We start from the raw sequence: 26,226 nt of genomic DNA, 5'->3' as shown, positions 1-26,226 counted from the left end.
CAAATCGACGGCAAAACGGAAGGTCTGGAGATCAGATCGTCATGAGCTCGGCATTGCCGCCGGCGGCCGCTTCGTTCACCGAAAGCGTGCGCTCGGCGACCAGCCGCAAGAGCGCGGCGGGCTCGATCCGATCGATCACCGGGACGAGCGGCCCCTCGCGGAAAGCGAAGGTTTTCCGGGCTTCCGCTGCGTCGAAAGGCGCGAAGGCGAGCACCGCGGCGCAATCGGCGGCCCGCCAGTCCTCGATGATTCCCATTCGGATTCCAGCGGGAAGCAGGGCGTTCAGGCGATCCGCCTCCGGGCCGCGCGGGGCGATGGCGACGTTGCCGGTGGCCAACGCCGCCGCGAGCCCCGTGATCAGACCAGACATTTCCCCCGCCAGGACCAGCACGACGCCGCGCCCCGCGAAGCGCAGCGTGTTGGTCTCGCCCACGGGGCCGGGCAGCGCCAGCGTGACCGGCAGCGGCGTCGCCGCGCGGAACTCCGCCAGCAGGCCGGCCAGCGGCGCCGCCGCGGGCAGAACCGCGAGCCGGTCGAAATCCGCCAGCAGCCTCTCGTCCCGCGCGCCGTCCAGGCGGGGCATCGGCCCCTCCCGCATCAGCCGGCGCAGGTAGAGCGGGCCGCCCGCCTTGGGCCCGGTGCCCGAAAGCCCCTCGCCGCCGAAGGGCTGCACGCCGACCACGGCGCCGATGATGTTGCGGTTCACATAGGCGTTGCCGACACGCGCGCGCGCGGTGACGAAATCGATGGTCTCGTCGATGCGCGAATGCACGCCGAGGGTCAGGCCGTAGCCCGTCGCGTTCAGCGCCTCGACGAGTTCGCCGAGCCTGTCCCGCTCGAAGCGCAGCACATGCAGCACGGGACCGAAGACCTCGCGTTCCAGCTCGCCGATGGAGCCGATCTCGATGAGGCTCGGCGGGACGAAGCTGCCATGCACCGTATGGCCGCGCAGCGGCAGCGCGAAGCGCGCGGGGCGGCGCGCGAGGTAGTCGCGCAGCCCGGCCTCGGCCTCGGCATCGATCACCGGGCCGACATCCGTCTCGATGCGCGAGGGATCCCCGAGCGTCAGCTCCGCCATGGCGCCCTCCAACATCTTGAGCACGCGCGGCGCGATCTCGCTCTGCAGGCAGAGCACCCGCAGCGCCGAGCAGCGCTGGCCCGCGGAGTCGAAGGCCGAGGCGAGCACGTCCGCCACGACCTGCTCGGGCAGCGCGGAGCTGTCCACGATCATGGCGTTCTGGCCGCCGGTCTCGGCGATGAGCGGGACGTCGCCGCGTGACGAGAGCGCGCGCTGGAGAAGGCGCGCGACCTCGGTGGAGCCGGTGAAGACCACGCCCCGGCAGCGCGGATCGGCGACCAGCCCGCCGCCGATCGTGGCGCCGTCGCCCGGCAGGAGCTGCAGCACGTCGCCCGGAATGCCGGCCTCGTGCAGCAGCCGCACGGCCTCGGCGGCGGTGAGCGGCGTCTGCTCGGCGGGCTTGGCGACGACCGTGTTGCCCGCCGCCAGCGCCGCCGAGACCTGGCCGGCGAAGATGGCGAGCGGGAAGTTCCAGGGGCTGATGCAGACGACCGGGCCGAGCGGAACGCCATCCAGCTCGCGCACGCGGGCGGCGTAGTAGCGCAGGAAGTCCACCGCCTCGCGCAGCTCGCCCATGGCATTGGCCATGGTCTTGCCCGCCTCCCGGATGGCGAGCGGGACGAGCGTGTCGCGATGGGCCTCGAAGAGCTCGGCCGCGCGCTCCAGCATCGCGGCGCGGGCCGCGGCGGGACAGGCCGCCCAGCCGGGCGCGGCCGCCTCCGCGCGCGCCAGCGCCTCCGGGACGGCGGCGGGCGGCGCCTCGTGGACCTCGCCCACCCGCTCGCGATGATCCGCCGGATTGGGCACGGGCCGGGCCGGCCAGGCCGGGTCGCCGGCCGTGAAGAGCCGCGTGCAACTCGCCGCGATGGCCGCCTGCATGGCGGCCAGCGCCGGCGGCGAGGAGAGGTCGTAGCCGGCGGAGTTCCGCCGCTCGGGGCCCAGCATCTCGGCCGGCAACGCGACCCGCGGATGCGGCGCGCCGTGCAGCCGCGCGGCCTCCCGCACCGGATCCTCGGCCAGCGCCTCGATGGGCAGGTCGTCGTCTACGAGGCGATGCACGAAGGAGGTGTTCGCGCCGTTCTCCAGCAGCCGCCGCACGAGATAGGCGAGCAGCGTCTCGTGGCTGCCGACGGGCGCGTAGATGCGGCAGGGGCGGTCGAGGTTCGCGGGGCCCACCACCTGCGAATAGAGCCCCTCCCCCATCCCGTGCAGGCACTGGAACTCCCAGTCGCCCTCTCGGAACTTCTCGCCGGCGAGGTGGTACACGGCGCTCAGGGTCTGCGCGTTGTGGGTGGCGAATTGCGGGAAGACGTGCTCCCGCTCATCGAGCAGGATCTTCGCGCAGGCCAGGTAGGAGACATCGGTGTAGGGCTTGCGCGTGAAGACGGGATAGCCCGCGAAGCCATCGACCTGCGCGCGCTTGATCTCGCTGTCCCAATAGGCGCCCTTCACCAGCCGGATCATGATGCGCCGCCCGTGCCTGCGGGCGAGCGCGACGACGTGGCGGATCACCGCCGGCGCGCGCTTCTGATAGGCCTGGATCACGAAGCCCAGCCCCTGCCAGTCGCCCAGGCCGGGATCGGCCGCCAGGGCCTCCAGCAGGTCGAGCGAGGGCTCCAGCCGGTCGGCCTCCTCGGCATCGATGTTGAAGCCGATGCCGTGCCGCGTTGCCTGCCGCGCGAGGCCGAGCAGCCGGGGGAGGATCTCCTCCATCAGCCGGCCGGGCTGCGCGTAGGAGTAGCGCGGATGCAGGGCCGAGATCTTCACGGAGATCCCCGCGCCCGCATGCACGCCGCGCCCCGCATGCGCGGCGCCGATCGCCTCGATCGCCGCGCGGTACTGCTCCGTGTAGCGGTCCGCGTCGGCCGCGGTCATCGCCGCCTCGCCCAGCATGTCGAAGGAGTAGCTGAAGCCCTTCGCCTCCATGGCGCGCGCCTGCCTCAGCGCCTCGGCGATATCCTGCCCCAGCACGAATTGCCGGCCGAGCAGCCGCATCGCGAGGTCGAAGCCGGCGCGGATCAGCGGCTCGCCGCCATGGGCGATGAGGCGCGTGATGGTGGCGCTCAGCCCGCGCTCGCTGCTCGTCGTCACCAGCCTGCCGGTGATGAGCAGGCCCCAGCTCGCCGCATTGACGAAGAGCGAGGGGCTCGCGCCCAGATGCGCGCGCCAGTCGGCGCCGCCCAGCTTGTCGCGGATCAGGCGGTCCCGGTTGTCGGCGTCGGGGATGCGCAGCAGCGCCTCGGCGAGGCACATGAGCGCCGCGCCCTCCTGGCTGGAGAGCGAGAATTCCTGCATCAGCGCATCGACGCCCGAGGCCCGCGACCGCTCGGCGCGGAGCTGGCGCACGAGCCGCAGGGTCAGCTCGCGCACCGGGGCGTCCAGATGCCCGGGAAGCCGCGCCGCCTCGATCAGGGGCGGCACGCAGACGGGCTCGGGGGCCCGGTCGCCCTCGGCGATGGCGCCGCGCGTGGCCGTCAAATCCAGGTCGCGCAGCGCCGCCTCCGCTATCCCCGCTTCACGGCCTGCGGGTACATCACGGAATCGCCCTTGGTCCACATGCCGGCGAGCTCCTCGTCGGTGATGACCTCGGGCGTCTTGCCGTTCCGCGAGGTCAGCGTCTCCACGATGATGTTGCGCTTCACCTCGGAGACCAGCACGCAGGTGCGGTGATAGGCTTCGGACAGCGTGCGGCCGAGCACGGTGAAGCCGTGGCGGCGCATGATGATGCAGTTGGTGTCCTGGATGAAGGTCTTGATCGGCGCCACATCCTCCTCGACGTTGATGCTGGCCGGCAGGTAGAAGGCCGGCTTCTGCATCAGGAAGCCGTAGGTCAGGCTGTAGCTCTTGATCTCCTCGTAGCCGGCCGCGAGGAAGGCGATGGTCTCGTCGTGATGCAGATGGATCACCGCGTTGACGTCCGGCCGCAGCCGCAGCATCTCGCGGTTCATCTGGTGGCCGACGGTCGTGGCCTTCTCGCCCGCGAGCAGGCGGCCATGGGGGATGTCGGTGATGACCAGATCCTCGGCCTCCACCTCCTCCAGGCTCACGCCCTGCGGCTTCGCGTAGCAGATGCCGTCCGGATAATCCGGATGCGGCACGCGCACGACCATGCCGCCCACGCTGGAATTCACCAGCCCGCGCGCGGCCAGCCAATGCGCGTATTTCACGTAGGACGCGGTGACCTTGGGGTCGAAGGTCACGTTCGGGTCGGGCGTCAGCTCGTTGACGCGGTAAAGCGGGGCCTGGATGCCGTCCATGGTTTCGCTCCTCCTATTCGGGCTGGATGTTGAGCCGATCGGCCAGCGCGCGCCACTTCCGCGCATCGCTGGCGACGATCCCGGCGAATTCCGCCGGCGTGGGCATGGCGGGGATGATGTCCACGGCCTCCAGCTCCGCCTTGCCGGGTCCGGAGAGGAAGGCCGCGGCCAGCGCCTGCTGCATGCGCGCCGCGACCGCCGGGGGCATCCCGGCCGGGCCCATCAGCCCGTACCAGAAGGCGGCGTCGAAGCCCTGAATGCCGAAGCTCGAGAAGAGCGGCACCTGCGGCAGCATCGCCGACGGCCGGCTGATGGCATAGGCGGTGAACTTCCCGTCGCGGACCATGGCGGCGGAGGCCGGCGGGTTGTCGAGCATCACGGCGACCGTGCCGTTCAGCAGGTCCGGATAGACCTGCGAGGAACCGCGATAGGGCACATGCCGCATCTCGATCCCGGCCAGCATCTCGAACTGCCGCGTCAGCAGATAGCCGAGCGTGGTGACGCCGACGGAAGCGTAGATCACCTGGCCCGGATTGGCCTTGATGCGCGCGATCAGCGCGGGAAAATCCGCGGCCTGGGCGGCTGGCCCGCCGATCAGCACATAGGGCGTGTTGCCGATCAGGGTGATCGGCGTGAAGGAGGCCACGGGGTCGTAGGGGAGGTCGCGCCGGAAGATCGGCGCCACGGGATGGCTGCTCGATGTGGCGATGCCGATCGTGTAACCGTCGGGCGCGGCGCGGGCCACGGCCTCGGTGCCCACCATGCCGCCGGCGCCGGGCCGGTTCTCGACCACCACGGGGACGCCGAGCGCCTCCGACAGGCGCCGCGTGGCGATGCGCGCGGCCGTGTCGGTGCCGCCGCCGGGCGGCAGCGGGACGATGCAGCGGATGGGCCGCGACGGCCAGACATCCTGCGCCAGAGCAGGCGTGGCGAGGGTGGCGGCCATCAGGCTGCGGCGGGTGGTTCGGATCATGCCGGTCTTCCGTATCGCGGGTGTGAGAACGCCCAGGTTGCGCCGGGCAAATGTCCGGGTCGCAGGACAATTCTGGGGCGCGCCGGGAAAAGCGGCAAGCTGGTTTTCGGACAATATCGGGCAGGCCCGCCCGCCCCTCCGGAAACCGGAAGGGCGGGGATGCCGTCACGCGGCCTTTGCGCCGTTGCGCTCGCGCAGGAAGCGGAAGAACTCCACGCCCTCGCGCAGGCGGCGCACCAGCATCTGGCGGTCGCGCACCATCTCGCCGCAGATGGAGGCGATCTTCGGGGCGCGGAAGTAGAACTTCTTGTAGAAGGTCTCGACGTTGTCGAAGATTTCCGTGTGCGTCAGGTGCGGATAGGCCAGCGGCGCGATCTGCACGCCATGGGCGTCCACGTAGTCGGTGTTGGCGATGTCGAGCCAGCCTTCCTTGGCCGCCTGGTCGTAGAGGAAGGTGCCGGGATAGGGCGCCGCCAGGCTCACCTGGATGGTGTGCGGGTTGGTCTCGATCGCGAAGCGGATCGTCTCCTGGATGGTCTCCTGCGTCTCGCCGGGCAGGCCCATGATGAAGGTGCCGTGGATCTTGATGCCGAGTTCGTGGCAGTCCTTCGTGAAGCGCCTGGCCGTCTCGACCAGCATGCCCTTCTTGATGTTGTGCAGGATCTGCTGGTTGCCGGTCTCGTAGCCCACCAGCAGCAGGCGCAACCCGTTGGCGGCCATCACCTCCAGCGAGGCGCGCGGCACGTTGGCCTTGGCGTTGCAGGACCAGGTGACGCCGAGCTTGCCCAGCTCCTTCGCGATGGCCTCGGCGCGCGGCAGGTCGTCGGTGAAGGTGTCGTCGTCGAAGAAGATTTCCTTCAGCCCCGGGAAGTTCGCCAGGACGTATTTGATCTCCTCGATCACATGGCCGACCGAGCGAGTGCGGTAGCGGTGGCCGCCGACCGTCTGCGGCCAGAGGCAGAAGGTGCAGCGGCTCTTGCAGCCGCGGCCCGTGTAGAAGCTCACATAGGGGTGCTTCAGGTAGCCGATGAAGTACTTCTTGTAGTCGAGGTCGCGCTTGTAGACCTCGGAGACGAACGGAAGATCATCCATGTTCTCGAGGATGGGGCGGTCCTCGTTGTGGACGATCACGCCCTCGGCGTTGCGATAGGAGATGCCCTTGATGGAGGAGAGCGCGTGGCCCTCGGCCACGTCCTTCACCGTGAAGTCGAACTCGTTGCGGGCCACCCAGTCGACCACCGGCGCGTCGCGCAGGCTCTCCATCGCCTGCACGGCGACCTTGGCGCCGATGAGGCCGATCTTGAGGTTCGGGTTCTCGGCCTTCAGGCGCTCGGCGACCTTGATGTCGGAGGCGAAGGAGGGGGTGGAGGTGTGCAGCACCGCCATGTCGAAGTCGCGCGCCATGGGGGCGACGTCGGCCAGGGACTGGTTGTGCGGGGGCGCGTCGACCAGCTTGGAATTGGGGATGAGCGCGGCGGGCTGGGCGAGCCAGGTGGGGAACCAGAAGCTCTTGATCTCGCGACGGGCCTGGTAGCGGGAGCCGGCGCCGCCGTCGAAGCCATCGAAGGAGGGGGCCTGGAGGAAGAGCGTGCGCATCATCGCGAGAGCGACCTTTCGAGACTTTTCAGGGCATTGGCAGCGCCACGGCGAGGGGGTGCGGCGACTCCCCTGCCCCATATGGAGGGGATGGCGGAAATGACCAGCGAAAGCAAGCGCGGTGCGGGCATGGTGGCCGGGCTCATGGCCAGGAGACCTTCAGGGCGCGGGGGATGTAGCGGCGGCCCGCCACGACCGTAAGGCACTTCCGCATGGCGCGGAGCCAGCCGATGGCACGCGCCTTCGGCCACCCCCTGATGGTGGGAAGCCGCGCCTTTTGCAGATCGAAGAGGATTTCGGACAAATCCGGGTCGGGGCATAGCCAGGGCGGGGCCGGCAAAGCGCGCTTCAGGTTAAGGCGGCGGATGAGGACGATCAGGCGCAGGCCGCGGATGCGGATAGCGCGGCGGCAGGCGCGGCAGATCAGGCCCTCGATGCGGCGGAGCGGATGGCCCTTGGGCGAGGCGGCCAGGGCGAGGAGAAGATGTTCCCAGAACTTGGCGTGGGTGAGTCGCCGGAAGTAGCGGGAGATGGTGTCGGGCTTGCCGTAGGATTCCGGGAGGTCCTTCCAGGGGCCGTCGGTGGCGGCGACGCGGAAGATGGCGTCCAACTTCTGGCGTCTGTCGCTGGGGCGGCCGCGGGTGGGGTCGTGCCGGAGGTGGGGGAGGATGGCCTGCCACTCGGCGTCGGAGAGAGGGGCGTGGGGGATGCGGAGAGGGGCCATAAAATCATTATAGGAAAATATACAGAGAAATCGCAAGAAAAACCAACCGGGGGAGCCACGGGCTCCCCAGCCCCCCTGCGGAAACTTGGAGCCAGCGTCGAAACCTCATCGGATAACGGCCATGCGATTGGGTTTTGAAGTCAGACGGTCTACTCGCGACCCATAGACGACATTCGCATCGGACTTCTGCGTGCCGTAAGCAGTTTTCGTGGCTGGGCCCGGGCGCGGTGCATAAATCTTGATTTTTTGTAACTGGCCTGCCGGTTGAGGGAGATCGACGCGGTGCTTGATTGCACGCCAGCTCCCTGTCAGTGTTGTAGCATTGCAAAAGATAAGAAACGCGCTCGGCAATTGGTCCGCCTTAGACCCATATTTTGGAAGGGGTTACCAGAATGGCCGATGTACTCATTGATTGGAATGCTGCCGGCAACGTTCTCGACAGCGATGGCGAGATTGTCGGCCAGATCGGCGTTGGAGGCATGGGCTCCGCAGTTCGTATCCCAGTACCAGGAACAAACGGGCTCGCTATCGAGTTCAGCCCGCGTGGATGGACACCCCAGAGCGGCAGCACATCACGGCTGTTCATTCAGGATCTGGCCGGAAAACGGATGCTGCGCCTCGATTATGGCTACAATATCAAAACTAAAACTATCGACTTCCATTGGAATCAGAAGGGGGTGGCGCAAGATTTCCGCATATCCAACCACACACCAGCCGGGCGCATGGGAGAGGGATCATATAAGGGAGCACGTTATTTTAAGTGGGGCGGACGCGTTTTTCTCGCAGCCGCCGTTGTTGCTGATGGATACTCGGTGGTGCTTTCTGACCGGCCATGGCGGCAGTTGGCAATTGTTACCGGTGGATGGACCGGAGCCTGGGCTGGCTGCAAAGTGTTCGGCGCAGCTGGTGCTGCAATTGGCACTGCAATCGAACCGGGAGGTGGGACAGCCATTGGTGGTGTAGTTGGTTGCTTCGCTGGAAGCCTCGGAGGCTATTGGGCAGGGAAGACACTCGTCACGATGGCAGTCGATAGTGAAACCGCCGAGAAAGTGACGCGGAGCGTTGAGGAGCTTCTTGGTCCACCAACAAGCGGCTTTGCCCCCTCAAACAACGCTTGCCGGAACCCGCCGCCGCTATGTAGCTCAAGTGTAGGCGTATATGCCTTATAACGTGGCACAATGTGCGACGACGATAAGCCCGCCCGATCCCACTTGGCAGAAGGCGTCGTGTTGGCCGGCCGGTGTCACTATCTTCTTGAATTGGGCCCCTTCGGACGAGACGGGAACCGTGCCCACGGAGGTCCGTGCTGCAATCGCGACGGGACTTTGCCACGTTGGATCCGTCATCTTTTTGGGTGGCTCACATTGGTCAAAATCAAATGTTTGGCACCGGGTAGATGGAGGATGGGCTGGAATTTCTAGGAAGTTTCTCAGCGGGTTTTTGCGAAGGCGTAACCTTAAATTTACTACTAGCCGCCAAGTAGAAATCGTCGAAACCTTGTTCGATCAGCAGGGTTTTGACTGGAATCTACGGGGTCAGCTTGCCTTCGTATTGGAAGGTCGCGACACAAATATCCCCCCCATAGCCTTGCCCGATAGTTTTGCTGCTTGTCTGGAGGCCGATCCGCCACGCTGTGCGCCGCAGGGCTGCATTGCCATTCTCCGCCCAGGAACGGATGGCGATTTTGCTGAGTTTCACGCTGCTTCCCAGAAATTCATGGAAACTTTTCAGAATTGCTTCTCTGTCCCTGGCACCCAAGAATTTGCGGTCAAAAAAGGCCCCAATTGAGCGCGTATGCCGATTGGATGTTGTCTCGAAATTCTTGATTTTTGCACCACGCAGCGCGCGGCTTAGCAAAAGGTTAGGAGCTGGGTCCAGGTCGGCGATGTCCGCTACCCGCCCAAAATGGCCGCCCCGATCGGGCTCCCCTCCCTAACTCGCGCTCACCAATCCCTTGAGCCGCTTCCCATGCCCCATGATGGCCCCGATGGATCCCAGGTTCCGTCGGTCGGCCAGGCTCTTCAGCGCCTCGCCGATCTTCCCCTCGCGCAATCTCGCAAAACTGTCGCCCAGCGAGACGGAGAAGTGCAGCATGATGCTGGCGTCGCGGTAGCAGTCCGTCGTGCAGGACTGGCAGATCTCGCGCATCACCTTCTCCGGCGAAAAATCCCAGACCTTGGAGATCGGCGCCTTCCAGTCCTCGCAGCGCCAGAGGTCGTAGTTCCAGTCGAGGTAGAAATACTTATAGCCGGCGTGGCAGATGAAGCGCTCCCCCTCGCCCGTCAGGCGGCGGCGCATGTCGGCGATGCCCTCGCGCGGGTTATGGACGGGGATGATGTCGCGGACCGACTGCGCGCCGTCGAAGGCCGCGATCAGCTCCTCCTTGGACATGTCCACGAGGTCGCTGTCCTCGGAATAGACCAGCGAGGAGGAGCCCAGCGCCGCGCGGCGGGGGTAGGAGAAGGTCACGGCCTCGAAGCCCAGCTCCCGCAGGAAATGGCCGAGCGCCCGGTAGTCGCGGATCAGCCGCGTCATCGCCACCGAGGCGATGGGGGTGATGTTGAGCTCCTTCAGGCGCCTGGTGCTCTTGCGAATGCGGTCGCAGACGCCCTTGAGGCCGCGGTTCTTCTCGTGCAGCCCCTCGTCGTCGCTGTCGATGGAGATGAAGAGCGTGCTGAGGCCGGTCTTGGCCAGCGCCTCCAGCTTCTGGGGCAGGTTCCAGCCGTTGGTGACCAGCGTGGGCTGGATGCCCATCTCGGTGGCCTGGGTGACCATCTGGATGATCTTGGGGTGCAGCAGCGGCTCGCCGCCCATGAAGGTGACGAAGCGGACATTCGCCTTCTCCTTCATGATGGCCATGGATTCCTCGAAGCGGGCGGCGTCGAGCCAGCCGCGATGGGTCACGAAGCCCTTGTTGTGCGCGAAATTGCAGAAGTCGCAGGTCGCGTTGCACATGTTGGTGACGGAGACGTTGCAGATCGCGGGGCCGCCGCTGGGAACCAGCTTCACGAGGTCCAGGAAGCCGGTCTTGTTCACGGCCCGGGCGGGGGCGGGTCCAGGGGGGATGGCACGCGCGGTGACAGTCGCAGTCATGTACTCTCCTCAGGCGCCGAAGCAGCCGAATGCCCTCGCATACCCCCAACCTCCGCCCGGTGCCAAGCGAAGAGGCCGGGCAGGCTGAAGGCCACTTCGCGCGCCCGGCGGACCAGGGCCGCGGCGAGGGCAGCGCCGGGCGGAACGCCGACCAGGGCGGCGGCGGCGATGATGGCGCCCTCCTGCACGGCGAGCGCGCCGGGCAGGAGGATGCCGAGGTTCCGCAGGGCCTGGGCCAGGGCCTCGATCACAACGGCGTCGGCCAGCGATATGGGGTGGCCGAGCAGGGCCAGGACGCCCGCGATCTCCACCGCGCCCAGGACCCAGGAGATGGTGTGCCAGGCGATCGCCGCCAGGAGGCGCGGCCATTCGGCGTGGAGCGTGAGGATGGCGGCCTGGATCTCGTGGACCGCATTCGGGCGGAGGGCGGGCCAGCGGCGGGAGAGCCGGGCGAGGCCGCGCTCGATCAGGCGCAGCGGGAGGCGGCGGGAGACGAGGATCAGGGCGGCGGCGCCGAGGGTGGCGAAGCCGAGGCCGCCCAGGGCGAAGCCGGCCAGGCCGGGGGCGCCGTGATGCGCCAGCAGCAGCGCGATGCCGGCCAGGGTGAAGAGAAGCTGCGAGACCGTCTCCAGGGTGATGTCGACGGTGGCGGTGGCGCCGGCGAGGTCGGCGGGGATGCCGCGCCGGGCCAGGAGCCGCGCGGCGGCGGCCTGGCCGAGGAGGGCGCCGGCGGGGAGAAGCGCGTGGGCGGATTCGCGGTACCAGCGCAGCGCGGCCATGGTCCGGATGCGGGGGCGCAGGGCGGGCGGGAGCAGGACGCGCCAGGCCTGGCCGGTCATGACGATCTGCGGGAGGTGGATGCCGGCGGAGAGGGCGACGGCGGCGGGCATCTCGGCGAGGATGCGGCCGAGGCCGGGCAGCTCCTGGTGGTTCAGGGCCAGCACGGCGGCGAGGGCCAGGACGGCCATGATCGCGCCGTTCCACAGTCCGCGGCGCCACCAGCGGGCCGTCGCCTGCACCTGCCCGCTCAGGCCCGCCTCGTCCGACGCATCATGGGGGCAGCGTAGCACGGGCGGCGTGGTCCGGTCGCGGCCCGGAGCTATATAAGTCCGCTTCATATGAATTGCGTTTCGGCGGGTGAGCATTCATCTTCCCGCCCAAGGCATCGGAACAGATGCGGCCCGGGGAGACGGCACATGCAATGGAACGACCGGCAGCGCACGGCGCGGGACAAGGGCCAGCTCGTCTTCGCCATGAACCAGGCGCAGACGCCGGCCATGACGCAGCCGGGGCCCTGGGGCACCTCGACCGCGGGCTATTGCCTCGGCCTTGCCTCCATCTGGATCTCCTATTGCTATGCGGGGAAGAGCTTTCCGGTGGACGCCGCCAAGGTCTGCGACAACCCGCCCTGGCAGGCGACGCTTTCCCATACGGTCGCGGGGATCGACAATGCGACGAGCTGGATGGATTTCTGGAAGGCCTCCATCGCGCCCTTCCAGCTGACGCTTTCCGACGGGCTGCGGGCCCATCGCGGCAGCAATCCCACGGCCAGCTTCATCTACTCCATCGTGACCCAGGCCTATGGCTGCTACGCCGTCACGCTCACGCGGTCCGGCGGCGCGCATGCCATCGCGCTGCGCCACGGGCAGGACAACCGCATGCACCTCTTCGACGGCAACAACGGCCATTTCGCCGTGCGCGACCACACGCTGCTGAAGGCCTTCCTGCGATGGTACCTGACCGAGACCGGCTATGCCGCGCGCTACGACAAGGGCTGCGGCGTCGTGGGCGTGCGGCCGCCCATCACCTGACCCCGAGGGGTGGTGCTCGCTCCGCATCGAAGCCACGATGCGTCCCAGGGATTGGAGGGACGCATGTCCGAGAACAACTACACCGTGGGCGACATGGTCGCCGAGTTCCTGTCGCGCATCGGCGTGACGACGGCCTTCGGCATCGTCTCGGTGCACAACGTGCCGATGCTGGACGCGATCGGGCGGCGCAACGCCATCCGCTACGTGATGTGCCGCGGCGAGATGGGCGGGGCGCATATGGCCGATGCCTATGCGCGCGTGACCAACGGGCTCGGCGTGCTCTTCACCAGCACGGGGCCGGGCATGGCCAACAGCATCGGCGGGCTGGTGGAGGCGCGGTTCGCGGCGAGCCCGGTGCTGCACATCACCGGGCAGACGGCGACGAAGTTCGTCGACCGCGACATGGGCACGGTGCATGACGTGCCGGGGCAGACGGCGATCCTGGCGAATGCCGGCAAGGCGGCCTATCGCGTGCGCGCCGCCTCCGAGGCGCTGGGCGTGCTGGTGCGCGCCGCGACGGAGGCGCTGACGCCGCCGCGCGGGCCGGTCTCGGTGGAGATCCCGATCGACCTGCAGCGCGTGGCGATCCCGCGGCCGGCCGCGCTGGATTCGCTGGTGCTGCCGGTGCCCCCGCCCCTGCCCCCCTCCGAGGCCGCGCTGGACGAGGTGGCGGAGATCCTGGCGCGCGCGAAGCGGCCGATGATCTGGCTCGGCAACGGCGCGCGCGGGGCGCGGGAGGGCGCGATGGCGCTGCTCGACCTCGGCTTCGGCGCCGTCTCCTCCTGGAACGGTCGCGGCATCGTGCCGGAGGACCATCCGATGACCTTCGGCGGGCTGCAGGGCAACGGCGCGCCGCGCATCGTCGGCTTCTACGAGGGCGTGGACGCCATGCTGGTGCTCGGCTCGCGGCTGCGCGGGCACGAGACCGGCGACTTCTCGCTGAAGCTGCCCGGCAATCTCATCCAGGCGGATGTCGATCCGGCGGCGGATGGGCGCACCTATCCCAATGCCTATTTCCTGCATGGCGACGCCCAGCTGGTGGCGGAGGGGCTGGCCCGGCGCCTCAAGGGGAAGATCCAGGTCGATCCCGCCTTCGCCGCCGATTTCCGCGAGACGAAGCGGCTGGCGAACGAGGAATATCTGGCGACCCTCGGCCCCTATGCCGGCTTCCCCGCGCAGATCCGCGCGGCCATGCCGCGCGACGCGCTCTGGGTGCGCGACATCACCATCAGCAACTCCACCTGGGGCAACCGGGTCTTCGAGGTCTATGGGCCGCATGACGCGGTGCATCCCGTGGGCGCCGCGATCGGGCCGGGCCTGCCGCTGGGCATCGGCGCGGCCATGGCGGCCGCCGAGGGCGACGGGCAGCGCAAGACCGTCGCCATGGTCGGCGACGGCGGCTTCGCGATGAACATGACCGAGCTCTGGACCGCCGTGCAGGAGCGCGCGCGGCTCTGCACCATCGTGATGAACGACAAGGGCTATGGCGTGATCCGCCACATCCAGGACGCGGTGGTGGACGGCCGCCGCTTCGGCGACGACCTGCGCGGGCCGGAGCTCGGCCGGCTCGCCGCGCTGGCCGGCCTGCCGCACTTCAAGGTCAGCCGCGCCGAGGAGTTCGGCGCCACCGTGGCGAAGGCGCTGGCGGTGGACGGGCCGACGCTGGTGGAGGTGGACATGGTGGCGATCGGCGAGTTCCCGCCCTATGCGCCCTACAACACCATGGGCAAGCACGCGGAGCGCGCCCGCCGTTGAGGGTCCTGGTCACCGGGGCGGCGGGCTTCATCGGGCGGCGCCTGCTGCGCGAGCTGACGGCCGCCGGCGCGCTCGCCGGCCGTCCCATCGCGGAGATCGTGGCGGCCGATCTCGCCGCCGCGCCGCCGGGCCCGCGCGTCGTGCCGGCGGTAGGGACGATCGGTGATCCGCGCTTCCTGGACGCGCTCTTCGCCGGGGACGGCTTCGACGCGGTCTTCCACCTGGCGGCCTCGCTGACCAGCGAGGCCGAGGCCGATCTGGGCCATGGGCTCGCCGTGAACCTCGAGGGGCTGCTGGCGCTGCTGGCCCGCTGCCGCGCGCGGGCGAAGCCGACGCGCTTCGTCTTCGCGAGCTCCATCGCCGCCTTCGGGGGCGAGCTGCCGGAGGTGGTGGAGGACGACACGCGCCGCACGCCGCGCACCTCCTACGGCACGCAGAAGCTGATCGCCGAGCTGCTGCTGGCGGACCATGCGCGGCAGGGCGCGCTGGATGCACGCGCGCTGCGACTGCCCATCGTGCTGACGCGGCCGGGCCTGCCGAATCCGGCGGTGTCGGACCGCATCGCCGCCATCCTCCGCGAGCCGCTGATGGGCCGCGACGTGGAGATCCCGCTGCGGCCGGACACGCCCCTGCCCCTGGTCACCGTGCAGCGCGTGGCCCAGGCCCTGCGGCTGGTGCACGATATGCCGGCGGAGGCCTTTCCGCCGTCCCGCGCGATCAACCTGCCGGCGCTCACGGCGACGCCGGCGGAGATGGTCGCGGCGGTGCAAAGGCGCGGCGCGACGGGGCGCGTGAGCTGGGCGCCGGACCCGGCGCTGCAGGCGGTGGTGGAGGGCTGGCCGCGGCGGTTCCGCTCCGCCACGGCCGGGCGGCACGGCATCCATGCGGTGGAGAGCGTGGATGCGGTGGTGGAAGCCTTCCTGGGCCCCCTCGCCCCCGTTGCCTGACCCCATCTTCCCGGGCCGCGCGCCGGGATGGATGGCCCCTGCCGCGCGAGCCGGCGGCAGGGGGTGGTCGACGCGAAGGCGTCAGGACTTCCGGCGCCGCCGGACCATGCCCAGGCCGAACAGCCCAACCCCCAGCAGGGCCATGCTGGCAGGCTCGGGAACGGCGGTCGGCGTGTAGGTCACGGCGAAGTTGTCGAAGTAGAGCGAGTTCGGAAAGGTCGGGCTGCCGCCGATGAACACGAGCGAGCCGATGCCTGCGGACCCGGTCACGCTCAGCATGTCCACCGCGCTCGGCAAGGTGGCGTCCCCCGTGCGGCTTCCCGAGGCGGTGCCGACCAGGGCTCCGGTCCCGTTCGCCCCGGCATAGGCCTGGACCGAATAGGTGTCGGCGTCGGCGTTGAAGTCACCGGCCTGGAACGACACGCTCGCGATCAGTTCCGAGAAGTTCAGCAGGAAGGACGTGTTGCTCGTCGAGTTTGCGAAGGGCGACAGGGAGCGCGAGCCGAAGGAGGCCGGCCCACCCCCACCGCTGAGGTCCACGATCTCGAAGGTCGAGCCGGGCCGCGTGAAGGTCGCCGTCAGCCCCCCGGCCGATTGGGACAGGGAGGCGAGCCCACTCGCCGTGCCTGTTCCCTCGAAGTCGAACGTCACCACGGCCGCCTGTCCGAGAGAGGGCGCGATGGCGATCGCCGCGCCCAGAAGCAATGCCTTCAGCATGATGGTCTCCAGTTCTTGATTGCGGTTCCATCACGACAGCAATTGCCATGCCAAACTTTATGCCTTTGATGTGTAAAGTTAATCCTGAATATTTCCCGGTCCCGCATTGGTTGCGTAAAGGACAGCGACAACCCGTGGCGGTCGGCGTCCGTTGGCGCCGTCCCCTTCGACCAGGGCGCTGCCCGCCTAACCCGCGCTGATATTCGCCGCCCGCACCACCTCCGCCCAGCCCGCCGTCTCGCGCGCCAGCCGCTGCGCCGTCGCCTCCGGCCCGAGCGGCGCCACCAGCGCCCCCGCCTCGAAGGCGCGCCGCCGCAGCCCCGGCTCGGCCAGCACCTCGTCGAGCTTCGCGCCGATCAGCCTCGTCACGCTCTCCGGCGTGCCGCGCGGCGCGTAGATCGCGAACCACACGTTCAGCGCCATGTCCGGATAGCCCTGCTCCGCCGCCGAGGGGATGTCCGGCAGGCCCGGATGGCGCTCGTTCGAGCTGACCGAGAGCGCGCGCAGGCGGCCGTCGCGCACCAGGGGCACCAGCGGCGGGGGCGAGTTCATGTAGAAATCGACGCGGCCCGCGATGAGGTCGCGCATGGTCTCGCCCGTGCCGCGATAGGGGATGTGCAGCATCTCGATGCCCGCGCGCAGCTTCAGCAGCTCGGCGCCCATATGGTGCATGGAGCCGACGCCGGCCGAGGCATAGGTCACCTCCCCTCGCCGCGCTTTCGCATAGTCCACGAATTCCTTGAGCCCGTTCACCGGGATGGAGGGGTGGGTGACGAAGAGCTGCGGCGTGTCGGTGATCTGGCCGACGGGGATGAAGTCGCGCATCGGCACGATGCTGCCGAGCCCGCCGACCGCCGCGCGCCCCGCCATGGTGCCGCAATAGCCGCAGAGCAGCGTATGCCCGTCCGGCCGCGCGTTCAGCACGGCGGTGAGGCCCACCACGTCGTTGCCGCCCGTGCGGTTCTCCACGACCATCGAGGTGCCCAGCGCGCGGCCCAGCGGCTCGGCCACCAGGCGGGCGCTGTAGTCGGTGCCGCCGCCCGCCGGCGAGGGCACGACCAGCGTGATCGGGCGCGAGGACAGCTCCTTCGCGCGCAGGACCGTGGGCGCGGCGAGCATGGCCGCCAGCAAGGGGCGGCGCGGGATGCGGATCATGGTCATTCCTCCGGATGGCCTCTGCGGGCCTGTCCGGAGAGCATGCCTCAGCCGCGCGCGGGCGTCACTTCATCCGGGCGAAGATCATGCGGTCCCTGTTCTCCTCCATGAGCCGGGAGAAGCCGGGAATGGTCTCGAAACTCAGGCCGAGCGGCAGGCCCGTCTCGGCATCGGCCACGACCTCGCGATAGGGCCGGCCGGCGATCTTCTCCCATTTGCCGGCGGGCTTCTTCACCTCGACGTTGACGACCGTGGCCTTGAGCGAGAGCCGCACGATCGCCTCCTTGGGCGAGGAGGGCTTCGTCAGGCTCGGCATGCCCGCGATCATCTGCCAGCCATGGGCCAGCGCCCATGTCGTGAGTTCGTCCTTGTCCATGCGCCGCGTCCCTCCGATGCTGGCGGAGCTATGCGCCGGATGGCGCCGCGCGCCAACCGCGATGGACGGGCCCGACGCCGCATGGAAGGCTGGCGAGAAGGATGGGGAGCGCAGGGATGGGGTTCGAGGGAAAGGTCGCCGCGGTGACGGGCGGCGCCAGCGGCATCGGCGCCGCCTGCTGCCGGATGCTCGCGGCGCGCGGGGCCAAGGTGGCGGTGACGGATCGCGACCTCGCCCGCGCCGAGGCGCTGGCGGCGGAGATCGGCGGCCTGGCGCTGCCGCTCGACGTCGCCACCCAGGCGGCCAACGAGGCCGCGGCCGCCGAGGTCGAGGCCGCGCTGGGGCCGGTGGAGATCCTCGTCACCTCGGCCGGCGTGCTCCAGCGGCCGCTGCGCGCCGAGGCGCTGCCGGAGGAGGACATCCGGCGCGTGGTGGATATCGACCAGATCGGGACCTATCTTTCGGCTGTCGCCTTCGGGTCACGGATGGCGCGGCGCGGGCGCGGCTCCATCGTGACCATTGCCTCCATCTCCGGCTCGCGCGGCCTGCCGCTGCATGCCTATGCGCCGGCCAAGGCGGCCGTGATCGCGATGACACGCGGGCTCGCGGGCGAATGGGGCCGCTCGGGCGTGCGGGTGAACTCGGTCTCGCCGGGCTTCACCATGACGCCGGCCATGGCGGCGGCCATCGAGGTCGGCGAGCGCGACCCGGCGCTGCTGGAGGAGACCAGCGCGCTCGGCCGCATGATCACGACGGAGGATGTCGCGGAGGCGGTGTGCTTCCTCGCCTCGGAGGCGGCACGGGCGATCACCGGCATCGACCTGCCGGTGGATGCGGGCTGGCTGGTGGCGCCGTCCTGGGCGAGCTATGGCGGCGTGCCGCCGGCACGGGCGAATGCGGGGTAGGAAGGGCCGAAGCCCTTCAGCTCAGGCGGCCACGGTGGCCCGTCCCAGCTCGAAGCCCCTGTACCCCTCCGCCGCCACCTCGTCGCAGATGCCGCGATACTTCGCCATGCCGCCGGCATAGGGCATGAAGACCCGCGGCTTCCCGGGCACGTTGGCGCCGAGATACCAGGAGCTGGAGGCCTGCGGCAGCAGCGTGGCCTCGGCCGCCGCATTCACCTCGGCGGACCAGGACTCGGTCGCCTCCTCCGTCGCCTCGATGGTGGCGATGCCGTGCTGGCGCATATGGGCGATGCAGCCGGCGATCCACTCCGCATGCTGCTCGATCGGCACGGGCATGTTGCACAGCACGGAGGGGCTGCCCGGCCCCGTGATGGTGAAGAGGTTGGGGAAGCCCTTCACGTTCAGGCCGAGATAGCTGCGCGGCCCGGCCTCCCAGGCCTCGGCCAGGGTCAGCCCGTCGCGGCCGCTTATGTCCATGCGCAGGAAGGGCCCGGTCATCGCGTCGAAGCCGGTGGCGAAGACCAGGATGTCGAGCGGGATCTCCTTGCCGGATTGCAGCCGGATGCCGGTCGGGGTGATGCGGTCGATGGGGTCGGCGCGGATGTCCTCCAGCGTGACGTTCTCGCGGTTGAAGGTCTCGAAGTAGAAGCTGTCGATCGGCGGGCGCTTGGCGGCATAGGGGTGGTCGATCTCGGAGAGCTTCGCCGCGGTCGCCGGATCCTTCACGATCGCGCGGATCTTGGCCTTGATGAACTCGGCCGCGGTCGCATTGGCCGCCATGTCCGTCGTGATGTCGCGGAAATTGGCGCGGAACTGCAGCCCGCCCTTGGCCCAGGCCCTCTCGTAGATCGCTTCCCGCTCCTCGGGCGTGACGTCGAAGACCGACTGTTCCTCGATGACGAAGGGATGCCCGTTGGTGGTGGAGTGCATGGTGCGCTTGATGTCGGCGAAGCCGGCCTTCACCTTCGCCTTGAATTCCGGCGTCAGCGGCGCGTTGTGCGCGGGCACGCTGTAATTCGCCGTGCGCTGGAAGACGGTGAGATGCGCGGCCTGCGCGGCGATGACGGGCGCGGCCTGGATGCCGGTCGAGCCCGTGCCGATCTGGCCGACGCGGCGGCCGGCGAAGTCCACGCCCTCATGCGGCCATTCGCCGGTGTGGTACCAGTCGCCCTCGAAGTCCTCGAGGCCGGGAATCTTCGGCACATTGGCCGAGGAGAGGCAGCCCACCGCCGTGATCAGGAACTGCGCGGAGAAGGTCTCGCCGGCCTCGGTGCGGACCGTCCAGCGGCTCGCGCCTTCGTCGAAGCTGGCGCCCGCGACGCGCGTGCCGAGCTGGATGTCGCGCTTCAGGTCGAAGCGGTCGGCGACGAAGTTCAGGTAGCGGCGGATCTCCGGATGCTCGGGATAGCGCTCCGACCATTCCCAGTCGCGGATCAGCTCGTCGGAGAAGCTGTAGCAATAGGAATGGCTCTCGGAATCGCAGCGCGCGCCCGGGTAGCGGTTCCAGTACCAGGTGCCGCCGATGCCGTCGGCGGCCTCCAGCACGCGCACCTTCAGCCCGAGGCGGTCGCGCAGGCAGTGGAGCTGGTAGAGGCCGGCGAAGCCGGCGCCGATGACGATCGCGTCGAACTGGGCGGGCGGACTCGTGGTGTTCGCGTCTGGCATGGATCGAAGACCTCCGTTTTCACGGAGTTTGACCCCCCCATCGCGCCGGCCGCAACCCTGCTTCGCAGTTGCAGCAGAATCAGTTTGCGGTGACGCCCGCCGCGCGGACCACCGGCCCCCACTTCCGCTCCTCGCCGAGCATGAACTCCTGGTAGTCGGCCGGGCCGAGGGGCCAGGGGTCGGCGCCGAACTCGCGCAGCCGCGCCACCGTGGCCGGATCGGCCAGCGCGCGCAGCACGGCGCCGCCCAGCTTCTCCACCACGGGACGCGGCGTCGCGGCCGGCGCGGCCAGCCCGTACCAGGAGGCGACGTCGAAATCCGGCACGCCGCTCTCCTGCATGGTCGGCACCTCGGGGAATTGCGACCAGCGCTGGGCGGAACTCACCGCCAGCGCCGTCAACAGCCCGGCCCGCACCTGCTGGGCCGAGGCCGGCGCATTGTCGATGGCGAAGAGGATCTCGCCGGCCAGCACCGCCTGCATGTTGGGCGCGGTGCCGCGATAGGGCACATGCGTCACCTCGATGCCCATGCGCTGGCCGAAGAGCACGCCGCTGAGATGGGACGAGGTGCCCACGCCCGCCGAGCCGAAGGTGGCCCGGCCCGGATTGGCCTTGGCGAAGGCGACCAGATCCGCCACGCGGCGAAAACCGCGCGAGGGCAGCACGATCATGCAATTGGGCATGGCCGCGATCCGCGCCACGCCCGTGAGATCCCGGTTCGGCTCGAAGTTCGGGCGCCGGTGCAGATGCGGCCCGATCCCGTTGCTGGCGATGTGGTTGACGAGGAAGTTGTAGCCGTCGGCCGGCGCCTGGGCGCAGATCTCCGCGGCCAGCATGCCGCCCGCGCCGGGGCGGTTGTCGAGCCAGAAGCCGTGGGCCAGGCTCTCGCGCAGGCTGGGCTCGAGGATGCGCATGAAGATGTCGCTCGCGCCGCCCGGCGCCCCGCCCACCAGCACGCGCCAGGGTTTCTCCGGCCAGCCCGCCTGCGCGAAGGCCGGCGCGGCGAGGGTGGAGAGGGCGGCGCCCATGAGGGCCCGTCGGGCGACATCCGTCATTCGTTTTCTCCCTGCAGTGGCCGCAGGGTCGCGCCTTTGGCCCGCCGATTTCAAGCGCGGCGTTGAATGGGCGCTCAGTCGGCGTAGGCGCCGTTCGCCAGGATGACGGGCCGCCAGCGGTCGATCTCCTCCGCCAGGAAGCGGCGGTGGAAGGCGATGCTCGCGCGCTCCTCGGTGGCGGGATCGGTCGCCAGCTCGGCGAAGCGCTGCCGCAGCCGCTCCTCGCGCAGCGCCGCGCGCAGGGCGTCGGAGAGGAACCGCTGGATCGGCTCCGGCGTGCCCGCCGGCGCGTACAGGCCGTGCCAGGTGGACATCGCGATGGGCTGGAAGCCCGCCTCCGCCGTGGTCGGCACCTGGGGCAGGCCGGGCAGCCGTGCCGGGCTGCTCACGCCATGCGCCAGCACGCGGCCGTCGCGGATATAGGGCACCGTGTTGGTCGCCTGGTCGCAGAGGATGTCGATCCGGCCCGCCATCAGCTCGGCGATGGCCGGCGCCGTGCCGCGGAAGACCACGATCGTGGCGCGCCGGCCGGCCGCCGCCTGCACCAGGAGCGCGCAGAGATTGGCGGCCGAGCCGAGGCTGGCCGTCGCGAAGTTGATCGCGTCGCCCTCGCGCGCCAGCACGGCCATGACGCCGCGCAGGTCCTCCGCCGGGAAGTCGCGCCGGGTGATGACCGTCATCGCCGCGTCGGAGACCAGGCCGAGCGGGGCGAAGGCGGTCAGCGGGTCGTAGGGCGCGCGGCGGTACAGCGTGGCGCCGGCGGCCATGCCGATGTTGTTGATCATGAGCGTGTAGCCGTCGGGCCGCGCATTCGCGAGCCGCTGCGGCCCGACGATGGCGCCGCCGATGGCCTCCACCACCACGGACTGCCCGACATGCCTGCCGAGGTTGTCGGCGACGATACGGGTCACGGTGTCGGTCGGCCCGCCCGCGGCGCCGGCGGCGATGATGGTGATGGTGCGGGACGGGAAATTGTCCTGGGCGCAGACGGCGGGTGCCGCGAGGGTCAGCGGCAGCCCGGTCAGCAGGGTGCGACGGCGCATGGGCGGTTCCTCCTGGGACGTGGGACCCGCCGGTTGGCCCGGCGTGATCCCCGCCATCCTGGACCCCGCGTCAGTTCAGCCGCAACTCCAGGATGTGCTTCGGATCGGGCGCGATCTCGCCGCGCTCGACCCGCTTCACGATCGCGGTCAGCGCCGCATTGGCCGGCGTGGGAATGCCGAGCGGCGCGGCCTTGTCCACGATGAAGCCGTTGATGAACTCGATCTCGGTGCGGCGGCCCTTCACCATGTCCTGGCCCATGGAGGGCCGGTGCGCGCCGCCGCCCTTGGCGGCCTCGGCGAGGCGGTGCTCGTCGTATTCCTTCGTGGCGGCGGCATTCCCCTCGCCGGCCCCGGCGATGATCTCGGGATCCATGTGGTGGATCTCCTCCAGCTCATAGCCCAGCGCCTGGCCGACTCGGATGCCCTCCGCGCCCAGCCGCGCGCCGAAGCGCCGCAGCGCGTCGTTCATCAGGATGTCCTTGCTGATGAGGCCGGTGCAGGCCGAAAGCCCGTTCGCCATGCCGTTGGTGACGAGCTTGGACCAGCGCTCGCCCCAGAGGTTCTGCGTCACCAGCGTGCTGTCCGACAGCGCGGTCAGCCGGCCGACCTCCTTCGCGCGGCTCGTGAGGCGCCCATGCACCTCGCCCACGCGGTAGACGGTGTGCGCCTGGCCGCCCTTGCCCGAGGCGCGGCGGACATGGCCGGGCTCGGTGAGCTCCACGGTGATGGAGCTGGCGATGGCGCCCAGCGTGCGGCCCCAGCCGACGATGCCGGCGATGGTCTCCTCGTTCATGCAGTTCTGCAGGCTGACGACGAAGCCGCCGGGCGAGAGGTACTGCTGGATCATCATCGTGGCCCAGGCGGTGTCGTAGGATTTCACGCAGACGAAGGCGATGTCGAAGGGCTTCTGCTTCACCGTGGCCTGCAGCTCGGTGAGGTGGATCGCCTTCACAGGCACGGTGAACTCCGGCACGTCGCGGATATGGGTGATGCGCAGGCCCTTGGACCGCATGGCCTCGACGTTCTCGGGCCACATGTCGATGAAGGTCACGTCCTCGCCGGCCTGCGCCATATAGGCGCCGGCATAGCCGCCGACGGCGCCCGCCCCCACGATCGCGATGCGATGGCCCATGTCTCGTTTCCTCGTCCGTTCGTCGAGAAAACGCTAGGGCCTCAGAACAGCATCTGCAAATCGCCGTCGATGCCGATCGCCTGCCCGCTCGTCGTCCGGCCGCGCGCGCTGGCGAGCAGCAGGATCTGGTCGGCGAGCTGCCGCGCCGTCACGAGTTCCTTGACGCTGGCATAGGCCATGGCCTGCCGCTCCACCTCGGCATAGGGCGCGCCGCGCGCCTGGGCCTTGGCTTCCAGCACGCGCCGCTGTCGGTCGCCGGCGACGAGGCCGGGCAGGATGGCGTTCACGCGGATGCCCGCGCCGCCCAGCTCGATGGCGAGCGACTTGGTGAAGCCGATCACGCCCCATTTCGCCGCGGCATAGGGCGCGCGCAGGCCGAAGCCGAAGCGGCCGGCGGCGCTGGACAGGTTGATGATGGACGGGTTGCGGCTCCGGCGCAGCAGCGGGATGGCGAGGCGCGCCACGTTGAACTGTCCGGTCAGGCAGATCTCGATGCAGCGGTCCCAGTCCTCGGGGTTGATCTCCTCGACGAGGCCGGTCGGGCCCGCGATGCCGGCATTGTTCACCAGCACGTCGAGCTCGCCGATCCCCGCGAAGAGCTTCGCGACATCCGCGCGGTCCGAGACGTCGCAGCGCGTGCCGCTGATCTGCGGCGGCAGCGCGGCCAGCGCCGCGTCGTCGACGTCGCAGACCATCACCTCCGCGCCCTCCTCGAGGAAGGCATCCGCCACCACGCGGCCGATGCCCCCCGCCCCCGCCGTCACCAGGACGCGCGCAGCCTGCAAACCGAGTTCCATGACCATTCCTCCCGCAAGGCGGCGCGATCCGGGCGCTGGACAAGGCCGCGCATCGGCTCGACCATGAACCGTGATCGCGGGCGGCGGCAAGGCCCGCGCATGAGGGGACGCCAATCGCCAGGACGCCGCGCCTGAGCGGGCGATGGCCCCCTGCCCCCAACCTCGCCGCGAGGATGCAAGGGCGCGGCCGGAGCTGGCCGCGCCCGTCGCTCAGAAGAAGAAGGGTTGAGCAAGAATGGCCAAGCCGCGCCGCGTCATCATCACCTGCGCCGTCACGGGCGCGATCCACACGCCCAGCATGTCGCCGCACCTGCCGGTCACGGCCAGCGAGATCGCCGAGGCGGCCATCGGCGCGGCCGAGGCGGGCGCCGCCATCGTGCACCTGCATGCGCGCGACCCCAAGGACGGGCGGCCGGACCAGTCGCCCGAGGCCTTCGCGCCCTTCCTCGGCGTCATCAAGCAGGCGTCCAACTGCGTGGTGAACATCACCACCGGCGGCGCGCCGACCATGACCATCGAGGAGCGCGTGCGGCCGGCGGCGGTCCACAAGCCCGAGGTCGCCTCGCTGAACCTCGGCTCGATGAACTTCGGGCTGTTCGGGATGCTCAACCGCTTCAAGGAGTTCAAGCACCCCTGGGAGCGCGAGTACCTGGAGAACAAGGACATCATTTTCCGCAACTCGTTCAAGGACATCGAGTACATCCTGACGACCTGCGCGGGGAACGGGACCCGATTCGAATTCGAGTGCTACGACACCTCGCACCTCTACAATCTGAAGTACTTCTTCGACCAGGGGCTCGTGAAGGCGCCGCTGTTCATCCAGACCGTCTTCGGGCTGCAGGGCGGCATCGGCGCGCATCCGGACGACGTGATGCACATGAAGCGCACGGCCGACCGGCTCTTCGGCGACAACTACCAGTGGTCGGTGCTGGGCGCGGGGGCGAACCAGCTCAAGATCGCGGCGATCGCGGCGGCGCAGGGCGGCAATGTGCGCGTGGGGCTGGAGGACAGCCTCTGGGCCGGACCCGGGCGGCTGGCCTCCAGCAATGCGGAGCAGGTGCGGCTCGCGCGGCAGATCATCGAGGGGCTGGGCCTCGAGATCGCGAGCCCGGACGAGGCGCGCGAGATGCTCTCGCTCAAGGGCGGCGACCAGGTCGCCTTCTGATGACGAAAGCCGACGCGCTGCGCGCCAAGCTCGATCCCGCCAGGCCCGCGCTGGCCATGGCGGCGCACAGTCCGCTCGCCGCGAAACTGGCCGCCGAGGCCGGCTTCGACGCGATCTGGGGCAGCGGCTTCGAGCTCTCGGCGAGCTATGCCGTGCCCGATGCCAGCATCCTGCCCATGGGCACGCATCTCGAGATGATGCGCGCGATCGGCGAGGTGCAGGCGGCGCCGGTCGTGGCCGATATCGACACGGGCTTCGGCAATGCGGTGAACGTCGCCTATGCCGTGCCGCGCTACATCGCCGCCGGCGTCGCCGCCGTGGTGATGGAGGACAAGACCTTCCCCAAGGACAGCAGCCTGCGGCCCGGCGGACGGCAGGAGCTGCTGCCGGTGGAGGAGTTCCAGGGCAAGGTCGAGGCCGCGCGCGCCGCCGGCGACGTGCTGGTGATCGCGCGGACCGAGGCGCTGATCGCGGGGCTGGGCCAGGAGGAGGCGCTGCGGCGCGGCGCCGCCTATGCCGAGGCCGGGGCGGATGCCGTGCTCATCCACAGCAAGCAGAAGACGCCGGACGAGATCCTCGCCTTCTGCCGCGCCTGGCCCGGCCAGGTGCCGCTGGTGCTGGTGCCGACCAGCTATCCGCAGCTTTCCTTCGCGGATGTGGCGGCGCTCGGAAAGGTCGGGCTGATCATCTGCGGCAACCACGCGATCCGCGCGGCGGTCGGCGCGATGCGCGACACCTTCCGCCGCATCCTGAAGGAAGGCGGGATCGCCGGCGTCGAGGCGGGCATCGCCTCCGTGGCGGACGTCTTCGCGCTGCAGGGCGACGCGGAGATGCGGAAGCTGGAAAAGGCCTATCTGCGCTGATGCGCCTCGTCCTCGCCCGTCGGCATCGCCGGAGGCCGTGAGGCGCCAGCCCCAGACGTGCTTCCTCCAGAGCTGAGCCGGACCCGGCGCGTTGCGCGCGGCCGCGAGCCAGGCGCGGCC

At 69.6% G+C, this 26,226-nt stretch carries 23 protein-coding genes; 8 read left to right on the top strand and 15 right to left on the bottom strand.

Annotation, left to right across the window (positions count from 1 at the left end):
* Positions 1-31: 31 nt before the first annotated feature.
* The 5 genes from putA to EJV46_RS03305 form a co-directional block, all read right to left on the bottom strand.
* Entirely contained in the window at positions 32-3,556 is a 3,525-nt protein-coding gene (putA, locus tag EJV46_RS03325; RefSeq protein ID WP_240782378.1) for a bifunctional proline dehydrogenase/L-glutamate gamma-semialdehyde dehydrogenase PutA, read from the bottom strand.
* A gap of 26 nt (positions 3,557-3,582) precedes the next feature.
* A complete protein-coding gene (locus EJV46_RS22995) occupies positions 3,583-4,335 on the bottom strand; it encodes a class II aldolase/adducin family protein (RefSeq protein WP_206020689.1) in 753 nt (250 codons plus the stop codon).
* A 13-nt stretch (positions 4,336-4,348) separates the two neighbouring features.
* Entirely contained in the window at positions 4,349-5,308 is a 960-nt protein-coding gene (locus EJV46_RS03315; protein WP_131547155.1) for a tripartite tricarboxylate transporter substrate binding protein, read from the bottom strand.
* A 165-nt stretch (positions 5,309-5,473) separates the two neighbouring features.
* A complete protein-coding gene (gene hpnJ, locus EJV46_RS03310) occupies positions 5,474-6,907 on the bottom strand; it encodes a hopanoid biosynthesis associated radical SAM protein HpnJ (RefSeq protein WP_206020688.1) in 1,434 nt (477 codons plus the stop codon).
* A 139-nt stretch (positions 6,908-7,046) separates the two neighbouring features.
* The gene (locus EJV46_RS03305) at positions 7,047-7,628 is read right to left on the bottom strand and encodes a transposase (protein WP_131547154.1); all 582 of its coding nucleotides are present in this window, start codon (positions 7,626-7,628) and stop codon (positions 7,047-7,049) included.
* Between the two features lie 392 nt (positions 7,629-8,020).
* Between EJV46_RS03305 and EJV46_RS03300 the strand changes: the two genes are divergently transcribed.
* Positions 8,021-8,797 (top strand): hypothetical protein, encoded by a 777-nt coding sequence (locus EJV46_RS03300; RefSeq protein ID WP_131547153.1) that lies wholly within the window; start codon positions 8,021-8,023, stop codon positions 8,795-8,797.
* Positions 8,798-8,915: 118 nt separating this feature from the next.
* Positions 8,916-9,416: a hypothetical protein gene (locus EJV46_RS03295; protein WP_131547152.1), complete on the top strand. Its 501-nt coding sequence runs from the start codon at positions 8,916-8,918 to the stop codon at positions 9,414-9,416.
* 144 nt (positions 9,417-9,560) lie between these two features.
* On the opposite strand, the gene EJV46_RS03290 is transcribed toward EJV46_RS03295, so the two are convergent.
* Positions 9,561-10,721, bottom strand: coding sequence for a radical SAM protein (locus tag EJV46_RS03290; RefSeq protein WP_131547151.1), 1,161 nt, complete (start codon positions 10,719-10,721; stop codon positions 9,561-9,563).
* Positions 10,718-11,839, bottom strand: a complete 1,122-nt coding sequence (locus EJV46_RS03285) for a lysylphosphatidylglycerol synthase domain-containing protein (protein WP_165585311.1) — start codon at positions 11,837-11,839, stop codon at positions 10,718-10,720. Before EJV46_RS03285 ends, EJV46_RS03290 begins: the two co-directional genes overlap by 4 nt.
* Positions 11,840-11,917: 78 nt before the next feature.
* On the opposite strand from EJV46_RS03285, the gene EJV46_RS03280 reads away from it, so the two are divergent.
* The 3 genes from EJV46_RS03280 to EJV46_RS03270 all read left to right on the top strand — a co-directional run bounded on the left by EJV46_RS03280 (position 11,918) and on the right by EJV46_RS03270 (position 15,234).
* A complete protein-coding gene (locus EJV46_RS03280; protein ID WP_131547149.1) occupies positions 11,918-12,532 on the top strand; it encodes a hypothetical protein in 615 nt (204 codons plus the stop codon).
* A 63-nt stretch (positions 12,533-12,595) separates the two neighbouring features.
* Entirely contained in the window at positions 12,596-14,287 is a 1,692-nt protein-coding gene (locus EJV46_RS03275) for a thiamine pyrophosphate-binding protein (RefSeq protein ID WP_131547148.1), read from the top strand.
* Positions 14,284-15,234: an NAD-dependent epimerase/dehydratase family protein gene (locus EJV46_RS03270; protein ID WP_131547147.1), complete on the top strand. Its 951-nt coding sequence runs from the start codon at positions 14,284-14,286 to the stop codon at positions 15,232-15,234. Before EJV46_RS03275 ends, EJV46_RS03270 begins: the two co-directional genes overlap by 4 nt.
* 81 nt (positions 15,235-15,315) lie before the next feature.
* Here EJV46_RS03270 and EJV46_RS22990 read toward each other — a convergent pair whose 3' ends face one another.
* From EJV46_RS22990 to EJV46_RS03255, 3 genes are all read right to left on the bottom strand, one after another.
* Positions 15,316-15,951 (bottom strand): PEP-CTERM sorting domain-containing protein, encoded by a 636-nt coding sequence (locus tag EJV46_RS22990; protein ID WP_206020687.1) that lies wholly within the window; start codon positions 15,949-15,951, stop codon positions 15,316-15,318.
* A 186-nt stretch (positions 15,952-16,137) separates the two neighbouring features.
* On the bottom strand, positions 16,138-17,106 hold the full coding sequence (locus EJV46_RS03260) for a tripartite tricarboxylate transporter substrate binding protein (RefSeq protein WP_165585310.1): 969 nt from the start codon (positions 17,104-17,106) through the stop codon (positions 16,138-16,140).
* A gap of 64 nt (positions 17,107-17,170) precedes the next feature.
* Entirely contained in the window at positions 17,171-17,482 is a 312-nt protein-coding gene (locus EJV46_RS03255) for a hypothetical protein (RefSeq protein WP_131547145.1), read from the bottom strand.
* Positions 17,483-17,598: 116 nt separating this feature from the next.
* Here EJV46_RS03255 and EJV46_RS03250 point away from each other — a divergent pair, with 116 nt between their 5' ends.
* A complete protein-coding gene (locus EJV46_RS03250) occupies positions 17,599-18,387 on the top strand; it encodes an SDR family NAD(P)-dependent oxidoreductase (protein WP_131547144.1) in 789 nt (262 codons plus the stop codon).
* 21 nt (positions 18,388-18,408) lie between these two features.
* Here EJV46_RS03250 and EJV46_RS03245 read toward each other — a convergent pair whose 3' ends face one another.
* The 5 genes from EJV46_RS03245 to EJV46_RS03225 form a co-directional block, all read right to left on the bottom strand.
* A complete protein-coding gene (locus EJV46_RS03245) occupies positions 18,409-20,052 on the bottom strand; it encodes an NAD(P)/FAD-dependent oxidoreductase (protein WP_131547143.1) in 1,644 nt (547 codons plus the stop codon).
* Positions 20,053-20,131: 79 nt separating this feature from the next.
* Positions 20,132-21,106 carry a tripartite tricarboxylate transporter substrate binding protein gene (locus EJV46_RS03240; protein WP_131547142.1) on the bottom strand — a complete coding sequence of 325 codons (975 nt, stop codon included), beginning with the start codon at positions 21,104-21,106 and terminating at the stop codon, positions 20,132-20,134.
* A 74-nt stretch (positions 21,107-21,180) separates the two neighbouring features.
* Positions 21,181-22,149, bottom strand: a complete 969-nt coding sequence (locus EJV46_RS03235) for a tripartite tricarboxylate transporter substrate-binding protein (RefSeq protein ID WP_131547141.1) — start codon at positions 22,147-22,149, stop codon at positions 21,181-21,183.
* A 70-nt stretch (positions 22,150-22,219) separates the two neighbouring features.
* Positions 22,220-23,281: a ketopantoate reductase family protein gene (locus tag EJV46_RS03230; RefSeq protein ID WP_131547140.1), complete on the bottom strand. Its 1,062-nt coding sequence runs from the start codon at positions 23,279-23,281 to the stop codon at positions 22,220-22,222.
* Positions 23,282-23,322: 41 nt separating this feature from the next.
* A complete protein-coding gene (locus EJV46_RS03225; protein ID WP_131547139.1) occupies positions 23,323-24,078 on the bottom strand; it encodes an SDR family oxidoreductase in 756 nt (251 codons plus the stop codon).
* A 235-nt stretch (positions 24,079-24,313) separates the two neighbouring features.
* On the opposite strand from EJV46_RS03225, the gene EJV46_RS03220 reads away from it, so the two are divergent.
* Together EJV46_RS03220 and EJV46_RS03215 are read left to right on the top strand one after the other, a co-directional pair.
* Positions 24,314-25,243 carry a 3-keto-5-aminohexanoate cleavage protein gene (locus EJV46_RS03220; RefSeq protein WP_131547138.1) on the top strand — a complete coding sequence of 310 codons (930 nt, stop codon included), beginning with the start codon at positions 24,314-24,316 and terminating at the stop codon, positions 25,241-25,243.
* Positions 25,243-26,106, top strand: coding sequence for a phosphonopyruvate hydrolase (locus EJV46_RS03215; RefSeq protein WP_131547137.1), 864 nt, complete (start codon positions 25,243-25,245; stop codon positions 26,104-26,106). The genes EJV46_RS03220 and EJV46_RS03215 overlap by 1 nt, the downstream gene beginning before the upstream one ends.
* Positions 26,107-26,226: the final 120 nt, after the last annotated feature.

The sequence above is a fragment of the Roseococcus sp. SYP-B2431 genome, assembly GCF_004336745.1.
In the GTDB taxonomy this organism is placed as follows: domain Bacteria; phylum Pseudomonadota; class Alphaproteobacteria; order Acetobacterales; family Acetobacteraceae; genus Roseococcus.
The sequence above is the reverse complement of the archived record's forward strand: the minus strand, read 5'-3'. Positions and strand labels throughout refer to the sequence as shown.

Coding starts and splice junctions, on each gene's coding strand:
- EJV46_RS22995 (WP_206020689.1), bottom strand. CDS start 4,335: ATGGACGGCATCCAGGCCCCGCTTTACCGCGTCAACGAGCTGACGCCC.
- EJV46_RS03315 (WP_131547155.1), bottom strand. CDS start 5,308: ATGATCCGAACCACCCGCCGCAGCCTGATGGCCGCCACCCTCGCCACG.
- hpnJ (WP_206020688.1), bottom strand. CDS start 6,907: ATGATGCGCACGCTCTTCCTCCAGGCCCCCTCCTTCGATGGCTTCGAC.
- EJV46_RS03305 (WP_131547154.1), bottom strand. CDS start 7,628: ATGGCCCCTCTCCGCATCCCCCACGCCCCTCTCTCCGACGCCGAGTGG.
- EJV46_RS03300 (WP_131547153.1), top strand. CDS start 8,021: ATGGCCGATGTACTCATTGATTGGAATGCTGCCGGCAACGTTCTCGAC.
- EJV46_RS03290 (WP_131547151.1), bottom strand. CDS start 10,721: ATGACTGCGACTGTCACCGCGCGTGCCATCCCCCCTGGACCCGCCCCC.
- EJV46_RS03285 (WP_165585311.1), bottom strand. CDS start 11,839: ATGAAGCGGACTTATATAGCTCCGGGCCGCGACCGGACCACGCCGCCC.
- EJV46_RS03280 (WP_131547149.1), top strand. CDS start 11,918: ATGCAATGGAACGACCGGCAGCGCACGGCGCGGGACAAGGGCCAGCTC.
- EJV46_RS03275 (WP_131547148.1), top strand. CDS start 12,596: ATGTCCGAGAACAACTACACCGTGGGCGACATGGTCGCCGAGTTCCTG.
- EJV46_RS22990 (WP_206020687.1), bottom strand. CDS start 15,951: ATGCTGAAGGCATTGCTTCTGGGCGCGGCGATCGCCATCGCGCCCTCT.
- EJV46_RS03260 (WP_165585310.1), bottom strand. CDS start 17,106: ATGATCCGCATCCCGCGCCGCCCCTTGCTGGCGGCCATGCTCGCCGCG.
- EJV46_RS03255 (WP_131547145.1), bottom strand. CDS start 17,482: ATGGACAAGGACGAACTCACGACATGGGCGCTGGCCCATGGCTGGCAG.
- EJV46_RS03250 (WP_131547144.1), top strand. CDS start 17,599: ATGGGGTTCGAGGGAAAGGTCGCCGCGGTGACGGGCGGCGCCAGCGGC.
- EJV46_RS03245 (WP_131547143.1), bottom strand. CDS start 20,052: ATGCCAGACGCGAACACCACGAGTCCGCCCGCCCAGTTCGACGCGATC.
- EJV46_RS03240 (WP_131547142.1), bottom strand. CDS start 21,106: ATGACGGATGTCGCCCGACGGGCCCTCATGGGCGCCGCCCTCTCCACC.
- EJV46_RS03235 (WP_131547141.1), bottom strand. CDS start 22,149: ATGCGCCGTCGCACCCTGCTGACCGGGCTGCCGCTGACCCTCGCGGCA.
- EJV46_RS03230 (WP_131547140.1), bottom strand. CDS start 23,281: ATGGGCCATCGCATCGCGATCGTGGGGGCGGGCGCCGTCGGCGGCTAT.
- EJV46_RS03225 (WP_131547139.1), bottom strand. CDS start 24,078: ATGGAACTCGGTTTGCAGGCTGCGCGCGTCCTGGTGACGGCGGGGGCG.
- EJV46_RS03220 (WP_131547138.1), top strand. CDS start 24,314: ATGGCCAAGCCGCGCCGCGTCATCATCACCTGCGCCGTCACGGGCGCG.
- EJV46_RS03215 (WP_131547137.1), top strand. CDS start 25,243: ATGACGAAAGCCGACGCGCTGCGCGCCAAGCTCGATCCCGCCAGGCCC.